This is a genomic window from Streptomyces sp. NPDC048671, assembly GCF_055587045.1.
Genome location: NZ_JBVJHB010000005.1, coordinates 467,490 through 485,018 on the forward strand (window position 1 = coordinate 467,490; position 17,529 = coordinate 485,018).

General features: G+C 71.1%; 13 protein-coding genes. 1 reads left to right on the forward strand and 12 read right to left on the reverse strand.

Annotated features, from left to right (window positions below):
- Nucleotides 1-54: 54 nt before the first annotated feature.
- The 12 genes from ACZ6S6_RS13180 to ACZ6S6_RS13235 form a co-directional block, all read right to left on the reverse strand.
- Nucleotides 55-1,284: a PP2C family serine/threonine-protein phosphatase gene (locus tag ACZ6S6_RS13180; RefSeq protein WP_469705558.1), complete on the reverse strand. Its 1,230-nt coding sequence runs from the start codon at nt 1,282-1,284 to the stop codon at nt 55-57.
- A complete protein-coding gene (locus ACZ6S6_RS13185) occupies nt 1,281-4,115 on the reverse strand; it encodes a serine/threonine-protein kinase (protein WP_469705560.1) in 2,835 nt (944 codons plus the stop codon). Before ACZ6S6_RS13185 ends, ACZ6S6_RS13180 begins: the two co-directional genes overlap by 4 nt.
- A 94-nt stretch (nt 4,116-4,209) precedes the next feature.
- Nucleotides 4,210-5,544 (reverse strand): hypothetical protein, encoded by a 1,335-nt coding sequence (locus tag ACZ6S6_RS13190; RefSeq protein WP_362962458.1) that lies wholly within the window; start codon nt 5,542-5,544, stop codon nt 4,210-4,212.
- 67 nt (nt 5,545-5,611) lie between these two features.
- On the reverse strand, nt 5,612-6,664 hold the full coding sequence (locus ACZ6S6_RS13195) for a glutamate ABC transporter substrate-binding protein (RefSeq protein ID WP_469705563.1): 1,053 nt from the start codon (nt 6,662-6,664) through the stop codon (nt 5,612-5,614).
- 11 nt (nt 6,665-6,675) lie between these two features.
- Nucleotides 6,676-8,079, reverse strand: a complete 1,404-nt coding sequence (locus tag ACZ6S6_RS13200) for a hypothetical protein (RefSeq protein ID WP_469705565.1) — start codon at nt 8,077-8,079, stop codon at nt 6,676-6,678.
- A 331-nt stretch (nt 8,080-8,410) separates the two neighbouring features.
- Nucleotides 8,411-9,385, reverse strand: a complete 975-nt coding sequence (locus ACZ6S6_RS13205) for an N-acetylglucosamine kinase (RefSeq protein ID WP_362962456.1) — start codon at nt 9,383-9,385, stop codon at nt 8,411-8,413.
- On the reverse strand, nt 9,376-10,641 hold the full coding sequence (locus ACZ6S6_RS13210) for a 6-phospho-beta-glucosidase (RefSeq protein ID WP_469705568.1): 1,266 nt from the start codon (nt 10,639-10,641) through the stop codon (nt 9,376-9,378). Before ACZ6S6_RS13210 ends, ACZ6S6_RS13205 begins: the two co-directional genes overlap by 10 nt.
- A 3-nt stretch (nt 10,642-10,644) precedes the next feature.
- A complete protein-coding gene (locus ACZ6S6_RS13215) occupies nt 10,645-11,547 on the reverse strand; it encodes a carbohydrate ABC transporter permease (protein ID WP_469705570.1) in 903 nt (300 codons plus the stop codon).
- Between the two features lies 1 nt (nt 11,548).
- On the reverse strand, nt 11,549-12,490 hold the full coding sequence (locus ACZ6S6_RS13220; protein ID WP_362962450.1) for a carbohydrate ABC transporter permease: 942 nt from the start codon (nt 12,488-12,490) through the stop codon (nt 11,549-11,551).
- Between the two features lie 7 nt (nt 12,491-12,497).
- The gene (locus tag ACZ6S6_RS13225; RefSeq protein ID WP_469705573.1) at nt 12,498-13,835 is read right to left on the reverse strand and encodes an ABC transporter substrate-binding protein; all 1,338 of its coding nucleotides are present in this window, start codon (nt 13,833-13,835) and stop codon (nt 12,498-12,500) included.
- Between the two features lie 72 nt (nt 13,836-13,907).
- Nucleotides 13,908-15,131, reverse strand: coding sequence for an ROK family transcriptional regulator (locus ACZ6S6_RS13230; RefSeq protein ID WP_362962446.1), 1,224 nt, complete (start codon nt 15,129-15,131; stop codon nt 13,908-13,910).
- Between the two features lie 307 nt (nt 15,132-15,438).
- On the reverse strand, nt 15,439-16,506 hold the full coding sequence (locus tag ACZ6S6_RS13235) for a mechanosensitive ion channel family protein (protein WP_362962444.1): 1,068 nt from the start codon (nt 16,504-16,506) through the stop codon (nt 15,439-15,441).
- 355 nt (nt 16,507-16,861) lie between these two features.
- On the opposite strand from ACZ6S6_RS13235, the gene ACZ6S6_RS13240 reads away from it, so the two are divergent.
- Nucleotides 16,862-17,398, forward strand: a complete 537-nt coding sequence (locus tag ACZ6S6_RS13240; RefSeq protein ID WP_123471109.1) for an HNH endonuclease — start codon at nt 16,862-16,864, stop codon at nt 17,396-17,398.
- The last annotated feature ends 131 nt before the right edge of the window (nt 17,399-17,529 follow it).

Below are 17,529 nucleotides of genomic sequence, written 5' to 3' on the forward strand. Positions count from 1 at the left end.
AGACAGTTTTACGGACAAAGGCATCGGAGGTGCGTGGGGCGGACGGAACGGGACTCAACCGCCGCTGTAGGCGGATCCTGCCCCTTGCACCGGTACGGCGAACGGCAGCAGAGCCACTGTTACGTTGTCGTGGCCCCCGCCGTCGAGCGCGTGCCCCACCAGTACCTGGGCACCGTGCAACGGCCGTTCGTACGCGTCGGCGGGCACGGCGGCGGACATCTCGGCCGCGGACTCCGCGTAGTTCCACAAGCCGTCCGTGCAGACCACCACGATGCCCGGCCGGTCCGGTTTGAACGAGGCGGTGTGCGGCTCCAGTTCGTAGGAGTCGGCGCCCAGCCAGCCCGTGATGGCGTGGGCCCGCTCGTCCGCGTACGCCTCCGCCTCGTTCATCAGGCCCGCCGCGACCATCTGCGCGGCCCAGGAGTCGTCCTCGGTGAGCCGGGCCGGCGGGCTGCTCCGGTCCTCGGGCACCCAGTACACGCGGCTGTCACCGACCCAGCCGACGAACAGCAGCCCATTGGCCATGATCGCGCCGACCAGCGTGCACGCCGGGGCGTTCTGATGGCGGTGCGGATCCTGCTCCGCGGCCCGACCGGGCTCCAGGGCCAGCCGGTTGACCGACTCGGCGGCCGCCACGATCGCGTCGTGCATCGCCTGCTGCGGATGCGTGCCGCGCGGCAGCGACTCCAGCAGCGACTCGTTGGCGGCGGCCGTGGCGGCGGCCGACGCCTCGTCGGGACGGCTCGCCGACGACACCCCGTCGCAGACGATCGCCAGGACGGCCGGGGAGCCGTCGGGCAGCGCGGTCGTCGAGATCGCGAACGAGTCCTCGTTGCGGTGGTGGCGCAGTCCGCGGTCGGTGACCGCGGCGACCGAGCCGAGCTCCTGCTCCATGTGGTCCCGCTCGCGGGGCTGGGCATGGCCGCAGTTCTCGCAGTAGCCGTCGTTGTCGACCCGGCCGGCCCGGCAGGCCACGCACACCTTGGTCCCGGCCGGCGGGGCCGCGACGGGGTCCGCGGCGGCCCGGGGATCGGGCGCCGTGCCGTCGGCGGCCGGCGCCGGCGCCGGCGCCGCCAGCTCGAAGTCGCCGGACGCACCCGGCTCTTCGGGACCGGCGCCCGCCGCGGTGGCGATGGCGATCGTCGGGCGGTCCCGCGGCGGCTCGGGCACGGCCGACAGGTCGTACCCGCACGCACCGCAGAACAGATCCCCCGGCTCCAGCGGCTCCTCGCAGCCGGGACACCTCGGCAAGGCCGTCTCCTGGTCGTTCTGCGACATCTTCACACCCACGTTCGGGGGCGGAAACGGTTGGCCCGCTCCACCAGTTCGATCCTCTCGTCGCCGGGCTCCGCAAGCCGGGCGAGCATCCGGTACGAGCGCTCCAGCCCGAAACGCAGGCCGCGCTCGTCCAACTCACTGCCGAGCAGCGTCCTCGGCCCCTCGGTCCCGCCGTGCGCGGGCGACTGCGGGACCGACGGGCGAGCCGTGGGACTCCCGGAGAGTACCCAGTCGAGCGCCGTCCCCAGCACCTCGGTCGACAACTGCTCCCGGCGCACCGCGTCCAGACCGAGACCGGCCAGCCCCGAGACCTGGGCCGAGGCCGCCATCAGATCGACGATCAGCGGGTCGTCCGGGGCCCGGCCGCGCAGCCGTGCCCGTACCGCGGCGACCCGGGCCGCCGTGTAGTGGATCGACGCCTCCGGCACGGACTCCAGCGACCGGACGGCCCCGCCCCGGTCCCCGGCGGCGATCTGCACCCGGGCCAGGCCGAACGCGGCACTCACGAAACTCGGGTCGGTCGCCCACACCAGCCGGTAGTACTCGGCGGCGTTGTCCAGCTGGCCCAGCACCTCCGCGCAGACGCCCAGCGCCAGCTTGGGCGCGGGCTCCCCGGGAAAGGCGTCGTAGACCGCGTCGAAGGACAGCGCCGCGTTCTCGTTGTCACCCGTCACCAGGGAGGTGATGCCGCGGTACCAGACCACCCGCCAGTCGTCCGGATGCTTCAGCTCAAGGGTGGTCAGGGTCTCCTGCGCGGCACCGAGATCGCCCATCTCCAGGAAGGCGCGCAGCTCGCGCAGCCTGGTCTCCAGCGAGGCGGCCGGTACGGCCTGCAACGCGGCGATCAGTTCGGCGGGTGCCGACGCCATCACCCCGGCCAGGAAACCCGCGTTGGGGTCGTTCGCGTCGACCCGGGGGACCGGCAGCGCGAGCGCCGTCCCCCGTACGTCGAGCCCGGCCAGCCGGGGCCCGCCCGTGCCGTACGGGCCGTACGCCCCGGATACGGCGCCGGTGTCCGGGAGCGGGGACCGGGGGGCCGGAACGGCCGCCGGCGGCCGCTGGTGCGGGTACGCGGATACGGCGCCGGTCCCGGAGCCGCCGTTCGCGCCGCCGCTGACATGTGTGGCGGACGAGGGCAGCGGACCGGCGCCTGCGGCGAACGCCGGAGGCGGTCCGGCGGGCAGCGCGCCCGGAACACCGCCCGGCGGGGCCACCGCGGCGGGCGGCGGTGCGAGCGGCGCCACCGCGACCGCCCCGGCGCCCTTGCGCCGGCCGAAGAGCCCGGACCCGCGAGGCGCCGGGTTCCGCGCCCCGAGCCGGGACACCTCGCCGGTCAGGAGGGTGAACAGCTCCGTGTCGGTGACCCGCATCTCCGCACCGAACAGCGTCGAAAGCGCCGGACGCGGGCGCCCCGTCTGGAGCGACACCACCTCCCGCAACACGCCCATCAGCTGCTCCGCCATCTCCGAGGCGGAGGCGAACCGCCGCGCCGGATCGGGGTCGGTGGCCCGCACCAGCAGCCGGTAGAACGACTCGTACGTCCGGAACACCTCGATGTTGTCCGGGTCGGGCAGCGAGTCCACGAAGACGTTCGTGTAGCCCTGGAAGTCGAAGGTGAGCACCGCGAGCGTCCGCGCGACCGTGTACAGGTCGGAGGCGACCGACGGGCCGACCTCCGCGACCTCCGGCGCCTGGTACCCCACCGTGCCGTAGATGGCCGACTCGTCGTCGTCCATCCTGCGGACCGCGCCCATGTCGATCAGCTTCAGCTGGTCCTCGGTCTGGATCGCGTTGTCCACCTTGAAGTCGCAGTAGAGCAGGTTGCGGCTGTGCAGATGGCCAAGCGCCTCCAGCGCCTCGATGCCGAACGCGCACGCCTGCTCGACCGGCAGCGGGTCCCGCTTCCCGGCCGGGGTGCGACGCTCGTTGGCGATCTCCTTGAGCGCCTTGCCGCCGACGTACTCCATGACTATGTAGCCGTCGAGCGAACCGGTCCGCTGGTCGAGGTGCTCGACGAAGTTGTAGATGCGGACGATGTTGGAGTGCTCGATCTCGGCGAGGAAGCGGCGCTCGGAGATGGCGGCCGCCATGGCGTCCTGGTCACCGGTGTCGAGCAGGCCCTTGAGGACCACCCAGCGGTCGGAGACCGCGCGGTCCACCGCGAGATAGACCCAGCCGAGCCCGCCGTGCGCCAGACAGCCCGCGACCTCGTACTGGCCGTGCACGATGTCGCCGTCCTGGAGCTTGGGCATGAAGGAGTACGGGTGGCCGCACTTGGTGCAGAACCCCTCCGTGCGCCCCGGCCGCTCGCCCCTGGCCCGGCCCACCGGCGCCCCGCAGTCCGAACGCGAACAGAACCGCTTCCGCTCGGGCACCTCCGGGTTCTCCATCACCGCGGTGCGCGGATCGGGACGCGGCACGTCCGGCACGAGCACCAGCCCGGCACCCAGCCGGTTCCGGCCCGAGACACCGGTGGACGCCCCCGAGGAGCGCACCGAGACCGAACGCGACGCCCCGCTTCTGGACAGCGCCCGCGAGAGCCGTCCCGACACCGACCGCCGCGAGGTCGACGAGCGCGAGGAGGACCGCGAGGACGCCCTCGACGACGCCCGCGAACCGCTGCGCGCCGATGAGCTGTTGCTGCCCCTGCCGCCGCCCGCGATGCCGGTGGGCGGCGAGCTCACCATGCCGTCCCCCTGTTCGCCGCCCGGCTCGGACGGGGAGGACCCCATCGGTGAGACGACCGGAGCGAGACCGCAGGTGTCGCAGTACAGCTCACCGCCGCCCATGTCCTCGTAACCGCCCTCGCACGCGGGGCGCTGGCACTGCGTACTCATGGTCATTCCCCCTGTTCGCCCCGCCGCCGCGGCGGCCCCGTCTCTCCGTCACTGCCTGTCCCGCCCGGCGGGTGCCCCGGTGGCACCGGGCGCCTCATGGCCGCCCCCGCCCGTCTTCCGGTCCGGACGCGCGCCGCTGCCCCAGCAGTTCCAGCGCCGCGTCCTGATAACGCTGCACCGCCTGCGCGGCGACCCGCAGATCGCAGGGCGCGCTCCACAGCATCCGGCGCGCCGCGTCGTAGCGCTCGATGAGGACCGGGTCCTCCGCCAGCCCGTGCCGGGCCACCTTCGCCTTGTACGCGTCCAGCCGGCCACGCAGCTCCGCCCGCACGGCGAGCGGGGCGGTGACCGCCGTCAGCTGCTCCCTGGCCCGCAGCAACTCCTCCTCGGCCTGCCGCTCCAGGGTCTCCAGGAGCGGTGAGAGCCGGTGCCACCGCGCGTGCCTGCGGTACTCCGAGGCCGTGGCGAGACGCTCCTGGAGCGCGGTCGGCGGACCGTTGACCGCCGGCACCTCGGAGGCGGCGATCTTCGCCAGTACCTCGCCGCGCGCCGAGCGGGCCTCGGCCAGGGTGCGGTCCGCCCTGGAGAGCACGTCGCGCAGCTGGACCAGCCGCTGCTCGGCGTCCTGCCGGACCGCGAGCACCGCCTCGATCTCCCGCCGCACCTCGTCCAGCGCGCGGGCCGCCCGGTCGTAGCGCGCGGTGTCCGGACGACCGCCGCCGGGCGCCGAGCTGCCGGGCCCCGGCAGCCAGAACGCCAGCGGATCGGAGATCACCTGCACCCGCAGCGTGGTCAGTTCCCGGGTGATCGCCTCCAGGTCGTCCCCCGAGGGGTGCTCGCCCGGCCGTACCCCGACCGAGTGCGCGAGCGAGCCGGTGCGGCGCAGCTCGGCGGCGAGCAGATCTATCCGGGCGGGCATCGCCGACCACACGGAGTCGGAGGCGACGACCATGTCCAGCGAGCGCGCGTACAGCTCGTTCATCCGGTTGACCAGCTCCGCGAGCGTGAACCGCTCGGAGAGCCTGGCCGGGCCGGTGATGGACGGATCGGGCCGGGCGGCGGCGTGCGCCACCGTGACGCCCTCGCCGCGCAGCAGTTCGGTCAGGGCCGCCAGGTCCTCCCGGTTGGGGTGGCGCCGCCGGGCCCGCACCTCACGGGCCTCGTTCAGCACCCCCGCGTACGCGTCGAAGTAGCTCCACAGCAGCGTGATCGACTGCTCGGTGGCGCTCCAGCGCTCCTTGGTGACACCGGTGAGCTCGGCGCCCTCCAGGAGCCGGCGCCCGGCGTGGTCCTGGAGGGCGAGGAGCGAGGTCTCGATCGCCTCGTGCTCCGCACCGAGCCGGGCCAGCGCACGGTCCGCCTCGTCCCGGTCCATGACCGGGCCGGGGGGCCGGGCCGCGTAGCTGGGGAAGGGGCCCGCGACGCCCATCGATCACCTCTCCGATCTCCCTGCCGGACGGGGCCCGGCAGGATCCGCCTGATCCGAAGGACAGGCCCTAGTTGCTGCTGTGCGGGGGCACCGGCGGCCCCTTGATTCCGGGCAGACCGTCCTGCAGCCAGCTGCGGTACGACCGCATCCAGGGGCTGTCGTTGCCCCCGGCGCGGTAGTCGACCAGCACCTGGTTGACCCGCGCCACCAGGTCGTCGGCGCCCTTCTTCGTGGCCACGCCGTAGTACTCCGTGGTGAACGGTTTGTCGCCCTTCAGCTCCACGGCCGGGTCCTGGGCGGCCTGGCCCGCCGCGAGGGCGTTGTCCGTGACGATCGCGTCGACCTCGCCCATCTGGAGCCGCACCAGGCAGTCCAGCTGGTTGGGGACGGTGAGCAGGTCCTCGTCCGCGTCGGTGCCGTCGTGCTTGTCCCTGAACACCGAGCCGAACGACTGCTTCTCCAGCGCCTCGTACGCCGTGGACCCCTCCGCCGTGCAGACCCGCTTGCCGGCCAGCGAGGAGTCGTATCCGGTGATCTTGGATTCCTTCGGCGCGAGGACCTGCTGCCCGGCCTGGAAGTAGGCGGTGGAGAACGAGACCTGGTCGAGCCGGGCGCAGTTGATCGTCATCGTCCGCACGACGACGTCGACCTTGTCGTTCTCCAGGGCGGCGATGCGCTGGTTGGTGGGGATCGTCCGGAAGATCACATCGTCCGGGTTGCCCAGGATGTCCTTGGCGATGGCCCGCACCAGATCGATGTCGAAGCCTTCGAGATCCCGGGACTCCGGATTGCGGTACCCCCACTGGAAGCTGTTCTGGTCGACGCCCGCGATCAGCTTTCCGCGCGCCTTGATGCGGTCGATGGTCTTGCCGCCCGCGACGGAGGGTTCCCGGCTGGCGTACGGATCGGCGCAGTCCTCGGCCCGCGTCTGCACGCCGCGTGCGGCGCCCGGCCCCGTGACCTCCTGGCTGAAGGCGTCGTCGCCGCTGTGGGAGAGCGGCAGCAGGGTCAGTGACGCCGTCACCGCGCAGGCCGCGGCCATGGCGGTCACACCGCCCCAGCCGCGCAGCCTGCGCAGCGGGCCCGTGGACCCCGTCCTGGGCTCGTCCTTCCCTGTCATCGCTCCCCCTGTCACCGGAACTCCGAGAGCCTGCGGTTGACCCCGACGATCGCGGCGACCGCGCCCAGCACGGCGAGTGCCGCCGCGCCGATCGGCAGCCCGCCCAGCGCACCGCGCCCGTCCTTGGCGGCCCGGGTGAATTCGTCCTGCTCATGGGCGAGCGCCTGCCGCAGTGCCTTGTCCACCCGGTTGAACGACTCACCGGTCGAGCCCTTGGTCGAGTCCCCCGACCCGATGATCTGCTTCAGCGCGGCGTCGTAGTCGCCGCTGTCGTCGGTCCTGCGGGCGGTCCGGTGGCGGGTCTGCCACTCGGTGACGTTCTTGATGGCCTTCGCCACCGGTTCGCTTCCCGCGGTGTCGCCGGTGTCCTCGGCGAGCTTCGCGGCCTTGCCCAGCTCTTCGACGAGTGCCTTCATGCCCGTGCCGTAGTCGGTCTCGTACTTGTCGCTCTTGCCGTCAGCGGTGAGCACCGCACCACGGGCGACGACCGTGAGGTTCTCGTTGGCGCGTGCCTTCAGCGAGTTGATGCGCGCCCGGTTGAGCACATCCAGGGACTGCTGCCCGCGGGTGTTGGCGTCGGCCAGATCGGAGCGGGCCACCGAATGCCCCACCGCCAGCCACAGCAGGACCACGACCGCGGCCGCGGTCGCGGCCAGCAGGCCGTGGTTGAGCACCCGGTTCGTCCGGTGGAAGTTGCGCCGCTGGGCCCAGAACAGCACGGCCAGCGCGATCACACCGATGCCGAGCGAGACGAACGGCCAGGTCCGTGCGGAGTCGTAGTCCTGGCCGAGCCGGCCGGTCTCCGCCGTGTACAGCCGCTCGGCGGCCGGGAGCATGTCGCGCGCCATCTTCTGGTTCGCGTACCGGAGATAGGCGCCGCCCAGCGGCAGCCCCTGCCGGTTGCTCGCGCGGGCGCGCTCGATCAGCCCGGTGTAGCGCGGGAGTTCCTCGTTGAGCTTGGTGATCTCGTGGCCGGACTTCGTCGACGAGTCCGTGTTGGCCGCGGCCTTCACCAGCAGCCGGGAGGCCTCCTCGATGTCCGCCACGTACTGGTCGTGGACGGCGCGCGGCTCCTGCGGCCCGGCCAGGAAGCCGCTCGCCGCCGCGGCGTCGGCGTCGGCCAGCGAGCGGTAGATGTCCGCCGCGTCCGCGCTGAGCGGCTGGCTGCGCTTCACCACGTCGTCGGCGGAGGCCGCCCGGTCGGAGACCTGGTACGCCGTCACGGCCCCGAACGCGACGACGAGCAGGGCCAGTACGGCCCCGATGATCTGGAGCCGGCCCGGTTCGGTGGTCGCCGCGGCACGCAGCCGGTCGGTCGCCACCGCGCGGCCGCTGCGCTGCGGCGGTACGGGCGCGGGCAGTTGCTCCGGCGCGCGTTGCGGCGGCGCCGGGCGCACTTTCGGCGGGTATGTCACTTGACCTCCCCCTCGGTCACTGACGGCGGCCCGCCCCCCGGCCGATCGGGGGACTGGTACCCGGCCAGAAGTATGGCCGCAGGGACCGGCGTCCATACAACGAACGCCTGGATCCTGCACCGGTCCGTGAACGCAATCAACTGCAGTCAACAGCATTCGATCAAGGCCGACACCATCGATCAAGGCGATCGATGTCGTAATCCCCCGGAGGTGAACCGATATCCCCAACCAGAAACACGTCCGGGGCGGCTGATCGGTTCCCTCACGGAAGAGGCGTCCCGCAGCACGAAGGCCACGGAACGCCCCTGATACCCACTTATTTCACAGAATGTCAGGCGTACTGCGCCCGCAGTCTGTCGTGCACCTCGGGCGCGGCACCCGTGTGGTCCAGGCCCAGCAGCCCGGCGCCCAGCACCGGGGACTCCTTCACCACCCGGACCACCGCCTTCGGGGCCCGTACCGCGAGGAGTGCGGCGATCCGGTCGTCCAGCTGCGGGTGCCGCGCCGCCAGCACGCTGCCGCCCAGCACCACCGGAGCCTGCTCGCCGAGCAGACCGAGCCGGGAGAGCGCGACCGAGGCCATGGCCACGACCTCCTCCGCCAGCCGGTCCACGAGGCCGTGCGCCACCGCGTCGCCGGCCGCGCCGGTCGCGAAGAGCACCGGTGTCAGCTCGTGCCGCCGCTCGGGCTCGATCCGGCCCAGGTGCAGCGCCTCTATCAGCGCGTACATCGAGTCGAGCCCGAAGTGACCGGGCAGCGTACGGGCCAGTGCGGTCGGCTCACCGCGGCCGTCCTCCGCCCGCGAGGCGAACCACATCGCCTCCTCGGCCAGTCCCGCACCACCGCCCCAGTCGCCGGATATCCGGCCTATGGCGGGGAAGCGCGCGGTGCGCCCGTCCGGCACCATGCCGACGCAGTTGATCCCCGCGCCGCACACGACGGCCACGCCGCGCGGTTCGTCGACCCCGGCCCGCAGGATCGCGAAGGTGTCGTTGCGCACCTCCACCGTGCGGCCCCAGGCGCGGGCGCCCAGGGCCTCGGCCAGCTGTTCCTCCTCGATGGGCAGATCGGCGTTGGCGAGACAGGCCGACACATGGGCGACGCTCTCCGCGCCCACGCCGGCCGTGGCCATGGCCCGTTCGACCGCGGAGCCGAGCGCGTCCACGGCCGTGCCGATGCCGACCACGGGCGGCTGGAAGCCACCGCCGCGGGCCGTGGACAGCACGGTGCCGTCCGGGCCGATCAGTGCCACATCGGTCTTGCTGTTCCCCGCGTCGATCGCGAGGACCGAACCGTTCACGCCCACGCCAGGTGCTCCCGGTTGTGCGCGATCAGCTTGTCGGTGAGCGCCTCCGCGTACTCGAACTGGCCGATCAGGGGGTGCGCGAGCAGGGCCTTGAACACCCGGTCGCGGCCACCGCGCAGCGCGGCCTCCAGCGCGAGGTCCTCGTACGCCGTCACGTTGGCGATCAGCCCGGCGTAGAGCGGGTCGAGCTCCGGCACGGCGAGCGGTGTCGCACCCGTCCCGTCGACCTTCGCCTGCACCTCGATCACCGCGTCGTCCGGCAGGAACGGCAGCGTCCCGTTGTTGTACGTGTTGACCACCTGGTGCGTGGAACCGCCGCCGCCCAGCAGCGAGGCGGCCAGGTCCACGGCGGCCTCCGAGTAGAAGGCCCCGCCGCGCTTGGCGAGCAGCGCGGGCTTCTCGTCCAGCGCCGGGTCGCCGTACATGGCGAGCAGCTCCTTCTCCATCGCGGCGACCTCGGCCGCCCGCGAGGGCTTGGTGCCGAGCTCCCGCACGACCTCGTCGTGCGCGTAGAAGTAGCGCAGGTAGTACGAGGGGACGACGCCGAGGCGGTCCACGATCGCCCGCGGCATGTGCAGGTCGTCCGCGATCGCGTCGCCGTGCTCGGCGATCAGCCGCGGCAGCACGTTCTCGCCCTCGGGGCCGCCGAGGCGCACCCCGAGTTCCCAGGTCAGGTGGTTCAGTCCGACGTGGTCGAGATGCACCTCACCGGGGGTCACATCGAGCAGCCGGGCGAACTTGCGCTGGAAGCCGATCGCCACGTTGCACAGGCCGACGGCCTTGTGACCGGCCTGGAGCAGCGCCCGGGTCACGATGCCGACGGGGTTGGTGAAGTCGATGATCCACGCGTTCGGGTTGGTGCGCCGGACGCGCTCGGCGATGTCCAGGACGACCGGGACGGTGCGCAGGGCCTTGGCGAGGCCGCCGGCTCCGGTGGTCTCCTGGCCGATGCAGCCGCACTCCAGCGGCCATGTCTCGTCCTTGCCGCGGGCGGCCTGGCCGCCGACGCGGAGCTGGAGCAGCACCGCGTCGGCGTCGGCCACGCCCGCGTCGATGTCCGTGGTGGTGACGATCCGCCCCGGGTGGCCCTGCTTGGCGAAGATCCGCCGTGCGAGGCCCCCGACGAGTTCGAGCCGGTCGGCCGCCGGGTCGACGAGCACCAGCTCCTCGACCGGCAGGGTGTCCCGCAGCCGTGCGAAACCGTCGATCAGTTCAGGTGTGTAGGTGGACCCGCCACCCACTACTGCGAGCTTCATGAATCAGCCCTTTACTCCGGTCAGTGTGACGCCTTCGACAAAGGCCTTCTGTGCGAAGAAGAAGACGACGATCACAGGGGCCATGACCAGAACGGTCGCGGCCATGGTCAGGTTCCAGTCGGTGTGGTGTGCGCCCTTGAAGGACTCCAGTCCATAACTCAGCGTCCACGCCCCCGGGTTCTCGGAGGCGTAGATCTGCGGTCCGAAGTAGTCGTTCCAGGCGTAGAAGAACTGGAAGAGTGCGACGGCGGCGATGCCCGGCTTGGCCATCGGTATCACGACGCGGAGCAGGGTGCGGAACTCGCCGCAGCCGTCGACCTTCGCCGCGTCGAGGTACTCGTTCGGAATGGTCAGCAGGAACTGCCGCAGCAGGAAGATGGAGAACGCGTCGCCGAACGCCATCGGGATGATCAGCGGCCAGAGCGTGCCGGACATGTCCAGCTGCTTGGCCCAGAACAGGTACATCGGGATGACGACGACCTGCGGCGGCAGCATCATCATCGAGATGACGAGCATCAGCGACAGATGCCGGCCGCGGAAGCGGAACTTGGCGAGCGCGTACGCCACGGGCAGCGAGGACACCACCGTGAGGACGGTGCCCAGGCCCGCGTACAGCAGGGTGTTCTTCCACCAGGTCAGGAAGCCCGGGGTGTTGAACACGTCCTTGTAGTTGCTCCACTCGAAGGGGTGCGGCCACAGGTCACGGGTCAGTGCCTGCTGGTCGCTCATCAGCGAGGTGAGGAGGAGGAAGACGAACGGCAGTACGAAGAAGAGTGCGGCCGCGACGCCGAGCGAGTGCACGGCGATCCAGTGCAGCACCGCCTTGCGGCGTGCGACGCGCCCGGCCGGGGTGATCGGGTCGCTCACCGGCCCGCCGGCCTTCGGGGTGTCGAGAACCTGCGCCACGTCACTCACCTGCCTGGATCAGTCCGCTGCGGCGTCGCATCAGCAGTGCGGTGAACGCCATGGCGAGGACGAAGAGAACGAGCGCGACCACACAGGCGGAGCCGTAGTCGAAGCGCTGGAAACCGAGGTTGTACACGAGCTGTGGAAGCGTCAGTGTCGACTTGTCGGGATAACCCGGTTCGAACTGCTGACCCGAGCCGCCCATGACACCCGAGGCGACTTTCCCCGCCACGAGTGGCTGGGTGTAGTACTGCATCGTCTGGATGATGCCGGTGACCACGGCGAACATGATGATCGGCGAGATGTTCGGCAGGGTGACGAAGCGGAACCGCTGGTACGGGGACGCCCCGTCCAGCTCCGCCGCCTCGTACTGCTCCTTGGGTACGTCCAGGAGCGAGGCCATGAAGATCACCATCAGGTCGCCCACCCCCCAGACCGCGAGCGCGGTCAGCGCGGGCTTGGACCAGGCGGCGTCGGTGAACCAGCCCGGGGTCGGCAGCCCGAGCTCGCCGAGGATCGAGTTGACCGGTCCGGTACCGGGGTTGAGCAGGAAGACGAAGCCCAGCGTGGCGGCGACCGGCGGCGCGAGGTACGGCAGGTAGAAGAGCGTCCGGAAGACTCCGGTGCCCGTCTTGATCTTGGTGATCAGCATGCCGATACCGAGCCCGAACACCACCCGGCAGGTCACCATGACCAGGACCAGCCACAGCGTGTTGCGCAGCGCGGGCCAGAACAGCGGGTACTCGTTGAAGACGAACGACCAGTTCTTCAGCCCGCTGAACTCCGGGGCGGAGAAACCGTCGTAGCTGGTGAAGGAGAAATAGAGCGTGGAGATCAGCGGGTAGGCGAAGAAGACGCAGAACCCGATCAGCCACGGCGACATGAAGGCCGCCGTCCGAAGCGCCGAACGGCGGCGCTTCGAACGGAGTGTGTACGTGCTCATCGTGGTGCTACTTCGCCTGTGCGATCGCGGCGTCGATCTCCTTGGCGGTCTTTTCCAGACCCGCCTTGACGTCCTTCTGGTTGCCCTTCTCGATGTCGAAACCGAGGTTCTGCAGGGACACCAGGTACGCGCCGCCGTTCACCGAGGGCGGGGTGGTGGTGCTCTTCGGGTTGGCGGCGATGTCCAGGAAGGTCTTGAAGCGCGGGTCGTACTTCAGCTTCGGCGACTTCAGCGCGGCCAGCGTGGACGGCACGTTGTGAATGGCGTTGGCGAAGTTCACCACCGCGTCGGTGTCGGTCGTCATGAACTTCACCAGCTCCCAGGCGGCGTTCTGCTTGGACGAGGTGGCGGCGATGCCGGCGATCGTCCCGGTCAGATAGCCCTTGCCGTACGTGTCGGCCTGGTCGTCCGCGACGGGCATCGGGGCCACGCCGATCTCGAACTTCGGCTTGGTCTCCTCGGCCATGCCCAGACGCCATTCGCCGTCCAGCTGCATGGCCACCTGGCCGGTGTGGAACGGGTGCTTGGCGCCCCACTCGTCACCGAAGCCGGTACGGAACTTCTCCAGCTTCTGATAGCCGCCCAGCGAGTCGACCAGCTTCTTCTGGTTGGTGAGCATGTCGGCGAAGGCCGGGTCCTTGGCGATGTTCGACTTGCCGTCCGCGTCGAAGTACTCCGGGTCCCAGCCACCGAGGTAGTGCTCGGTGGTCGACTCGTAGCCGTGGTAGTTCGGCATGAAGCCGAGCTGCTCGTACGAGTCGCCCTTCTGCTTCGTCAGCGTCTTCGCGTCGGCGGCCAGCTCGGACCAGGTCTTGGGCGGGCTGGTGATGCCGGCCGCCTTGAACGCGTCCTTGTTGTAGTAGAGGCCGTACGCGTCACCGAGCAGCGGGACCGTGCAGCGCACGCCCTCGAACTGGGTGTACTCGTTCATCGCCTTCGGGAAGGTCGCGTCCGCGTCGATCCCGTCCTTCTTCAGGAACGGGTTGAGGTCGACGAAGGCCTTCGACTTGCAGAACTTGCCGACGTTGTTCGTGGTGAAGGACGAGACGACGTCCGGGGCCTTGGAACCGCCCGCGCGGAGCGCCTGGTTGATCTTGTCGTCGGTCATGTTGCCGACGACCTTCACATGGATGTTGGGGTGCGCCTTCTCGAAGGCGTCGATCGTGTCCTGAATTCCCTTGACCTCGCTCGGGGCACTCCAGCCGTGCCAGAAGTTGATGGTCGTCTCCTTGGACGCATCATCCTTGGCACCGGAGCTGCTCTGCCCGGTACAGGCGGAGGCGAACAGGGCTATCGCGGCGGTCGCGGCGAGTGCGACGGCCGGCTTCCGGCGGTTTCCGGACATGGTGGTGTCTCCCGATGAAGGGTTGGGACAGGGACGGGAAGGCGGTGTACGTCAGGGGGGTGGCGAAGGGGTTCAGCGCGAGGTGTCGAACACTTCGTCGCGGGTGGTGGCGAGCGCGCTCTCCAGCGCGCCGCGCAGTACGGGCCGGTGGGCGACCTCACCGGCGATCAGCCGGGGCCGGGACGCCGCGAGCTCGGCGAGCTCGGCCGCCACCCGGCCGCGCAGCGGTTCCCCGCCGCGCGAGATCAGCTCTCCCGACAGCACGACGACCTCCGGGTCCAGAACGGCGAGCATGGAGGCGAGGCCGGTCGCCAGACCGGTGGCGTACTGATCGAGCAGCCGGCCGTACGGCCCGCCCTCGCCCCGCTCCACGGCCTCGGCCGCCCGGCCCACCAGAGCGGCGGCGACCTCGTGGTGGGTGCCCGGACCGCGGACCGCCTCGTCGTCGATGCCCAGCTCACGGGCCAGCCTGGCGAGCACCTGGGCACCGGCCAGCTCCTGGAAGCCGCCCGAGTTGGCCTTGGTGACCTGCCGGACCAGCGGCGCGCCCGGCACCGGCAGGAACCCGACCTCACCGGCGCCACCGGTGAAGCCCCGGTGCAGCCGGCCGTTGATGACGAGGGCGGCGCCGAGGCCCTCCTCGTTCCACAACAGTACGAAGTCGTCGTGCCCCCGGGCCGCGCCGAGCCGTTGTTCGGCCACCGCGACGAGGTTCACGTCGTTCTCGTACTCGACCGGCATCGGCAGGAAGGCGGCCAGCTCGTCCAGCAGGGTCGGGGAGTGCCAGCCGGGCAGGTGCGAGGCGTACCGCAGCCTGCCCGTGCCCGGGTCGAAGGCCCCCGGCGTGCCGATGACGAGCCGGTGCACGTCCGAGCGGGTCAGCCCGGCGTCCTTGACCGCCCCGTCCAGCGCGTCCGCCACCTGCCGCACCACACTGTCGGCGCGCCGCCCCGGGGTCCGCAGCTCGAACTCCCCGACCGTCTCACCCGTCACATCGGCGACGGCGGCGACGATCCGCTGGGCGTTGACGTCGAGCCCCGCCACATGGGCGGCCGAGGCGTTGACGGCGTAGAGCTGTGCGTTGGGCCCCGGACGCCCGGCCGCGGTCCCGGTGGCGACGACCAGGCCGGCCGCCTCCAGCCGGGCCAGCAGCTGGGAGGCGGTGGGCTTGGAGAGGCCCGTCAGCTTCCCGATCCTGGTCCGCGACAGGGGCCCGTGCTCCAGCAGCAGATCGAGGGCGGCCCGGTCGTTCATGGCCCGCAGAACGCGGGGGGTACCCGGCGTGGTTCCGGCCATGATCACTGCACCTGCCCTCTGTTAGGAAAGTTTCCTATTCGGTGAGAGGACCGTAGGGCGCGCGTCACCTGGGCGTCAATGGTCTGCACCGCTGTGGCAACCAAAGCGTTACCTGGGCGGGGGCCGGTGGTGCGGGTGGCGGCCCCGCGCCCCGCAGGTGCCTCGCCGGAGTCCATTCCCAACAAGGCGGACGGCGAACCGAGTTGGCCCGGATCCATCGAAGGCGGTCCGCTCGGCCGGGAACGGGTGAGGGGCGCCCCGCAGACCTCGCGGGGCGCCCCTCACCCGTACGGCGTACGGCCGCTCGCTACTTGGAGATGTTCGGGGGCTGGACGATCGGGGTCGTCGCCAGGGACTGGGGCGAGGTGGCCGAGGCGTACGCCGAGGGGGCGGCCATGGAGGCCGTCGGGTCGGCGGCCGATGGCTCGTCGGCCTGGGCCGGGACGCCGCCGATCATGCGGATGCCCGCCTCGTCGAAGGCGTGCTTGATCCGCCAGCGCAGCTCGCGCTCCACGCCCAGGGCCTTGCCCGGCATCGTCTTGGCGGTCACCCGGACGGTCATCGAGTCCAGCAGCACCGTGTCCAGGCCCAGGATCTCCACCGGGCCCCACAGGCGCTCGGTCCACGGGTCCTCCTTGGCCATCTGCTGGGCGGCCTCGGTGATGACCGTGCCGACCTGTTCGAGGTCCTCCGTGGGGCGCACCTGCACATCGACGCCCGCGGTGGACCAGCCCTGGCTGAGGTTGCCGATCCGCTTCACCTCGCCGTTGCGGACGTACCAGATCGCGCCGTTGTCGCCGCGCAGCTTGGTGACCCGCAGACCGACCTCGATGACCTCGCCGGAGGCGACGCCCGCGTCGATGGTGTCGCCGACGCCGTACTGGTCCTCCAGGATCATGAACACGCCGGAGAGGAAGTCGGTGACCAGATTGCGGGCACCGAAGCCGAGCGCCACCCCGGCGACCCCGGCCGAGGCCAGCAGCGGGGCCAGATTGATCTGGAACGCGCCCAGGATCATCAGGGCGGCGGTGCCGAGGATCAGGAACGAGGCCACCGAACGCAGTACCGAACCGATCGCCTCCGAGCGCTGGCGGCGGCGCTCCGCGTTGACCAGCAGACCGCCCAGCGCGGTGCCCTCCACCGCCTGGGCGCTGCGGTTCATGCGTTCGATGAGCTTGGTCAGGGCACGGCGGACCGCTGTGCGCAACACGATCGCGATGGCGGCGATGAGCACGATCCGCAGACCGGTGTTCAGCCAGGTGGACCAGTTCTGCTCCACCCAGCCCGCGGCGTTGCCTGCCTGCTTCGCGGCTTCGTCCAGCGAGCCACCGGACCCGGGTGACTGGGCGGCTGCCAACAGGGCGGACAGGGACACGGTGAAACCTCCAGTTGGGCGAGCGCTGACCAACCACACTAACGGGGCATCGGGCGTGCTCCGTTGCCGTGATCAGGGGAGAGACACGTCTCACCCGGGGATATGGAACAGGTGAGGGACCCGGCCGGCGGCCCCGCGTGTGGCCGATCGCACATCGGGTGCGCGGCGTCGGTGGCAGGGCCCCTGAAGCGCCTGTTCCGGCCCGTTCCCGTCGTACGGACGGCACGGACCGGAGGAAAATCCTCCCGGCCCGTTACCCGGACGTGGTGGCGCTTCGACCAGGCCGGAGGGGAGACTGAGATCGGATCGTCCCGGCGCGAGCCACGCGCCGCCGGCGTACAAGGAGGCATCAACCGTGCCGCATGTCCTGGTTCTCAATGCGTCGTACGAGCCGCTCGGCGTCGTACCGCTCCGCCGCGCGCTCGTCCTCGTCCTGGAGAACAAGGCCATCTGCCTCGAGGAATCCGGCGCCTTCATGCACAGTGCCACCCGTGCCGTCCCGGCACCCAGCGTCGTCCGCCTGAAGCGGTTCGTGCGCGTCCCCTACCGGGGGCCCGTCCCGCTGACCCGCCGGGCGCTCTTCGCCAGGGACGGCGGGCGCTGCATGTACTGCGGCGCCGCCGCGACCAGCGTCGACCACGTCATTCCGCGCAGCCGCGGCGGACAGCACGCCTGGGAGAACGTGGTGGCGGCCTGCCGCCGCTGCAACCACGTCAAGGCCGACCGGCATCTGCCCGAGCTCGGCTGGCGGCTCCACCAGCCGCCCGCCCCGCCGACCGGACTCGCCTGGCGGATCATCGGCACGGGCCACCGCGACCCGCGCTGGCTGCCCTATCTGCAACCGTTCGGAGCGGACGACGCGATGGCCCGGATCGATGGCATCTCCGCCTGAGACCCCGTGACGCCGCGGGACAACCCAATACAGGCCCTAAGGGCTTGCAGATCATCAAGGTGTTTCTTCCCGACCTGGGGCTCGTTGGTCTGGTATGCGCATCCCGGACGAGATCCGTGACCAACTATCCA

What these genes read in the sequence shown, in the direction of transcription:
- ACZ6S6_RS13185 (WP_469705560.1), bottom strand. Translation starts at nt 4,115, where the DNA reads ATGAGTACGCAGTGCCAGCGCCCCGCGTGCGAGGGCGGTTACGAGGAC.
- ACZ6S6_RS13190 (WP_362962458.1), bottom strand. Translation starts at nt 5,544, where the DNA reads ATGGGCGTCGCGGGCCCCTTCCCCAGCTACGCGGCCCGGCCCCCCGGC.
- ACZ6S6_RS13195 (WP_469705563.1), bottom strand. Translation starts at nt 6,664, where the DNA reads ATGACAGGGAAGGACGAGCCCAGGACGGGGTCCACGGGCCCGCTGCGC.
- ACZ6S6_RS13210 (WP_469705568.1), bottom strand. Translation starts at nt 10,641, where the DNA reads ATGAAGCTCGCAGTAGTGGGTGGCGGGTCCACCTACACACCTGAACTG.
- ACZ6S6_RS13220 (WP_362962450.1), bottom strand. Translation starts at nt 12,490, where the DNA reads ATGAGCACGTACACACTCCGTTCGAAGCGCCGCCGTTCGGCGCTTCGG.
- ACZ6S6_RS13225 (WP_469705573.1), bottom strand. Translation starts at nt 13,835, where the DNA reads ATGTCCGGAAACCGCCGGAAGCCGGCCGTCGCACTCGCCGCGACCGCC.
- ACZ6S6_RS13230 (WP_362962446.1), bottom strand. Translation starts at nt 15,131, where the DNA reads ATGGCCGGAACCACGCCGGGTACCCCCCGCGTTCTGCGGGCCATGAAC.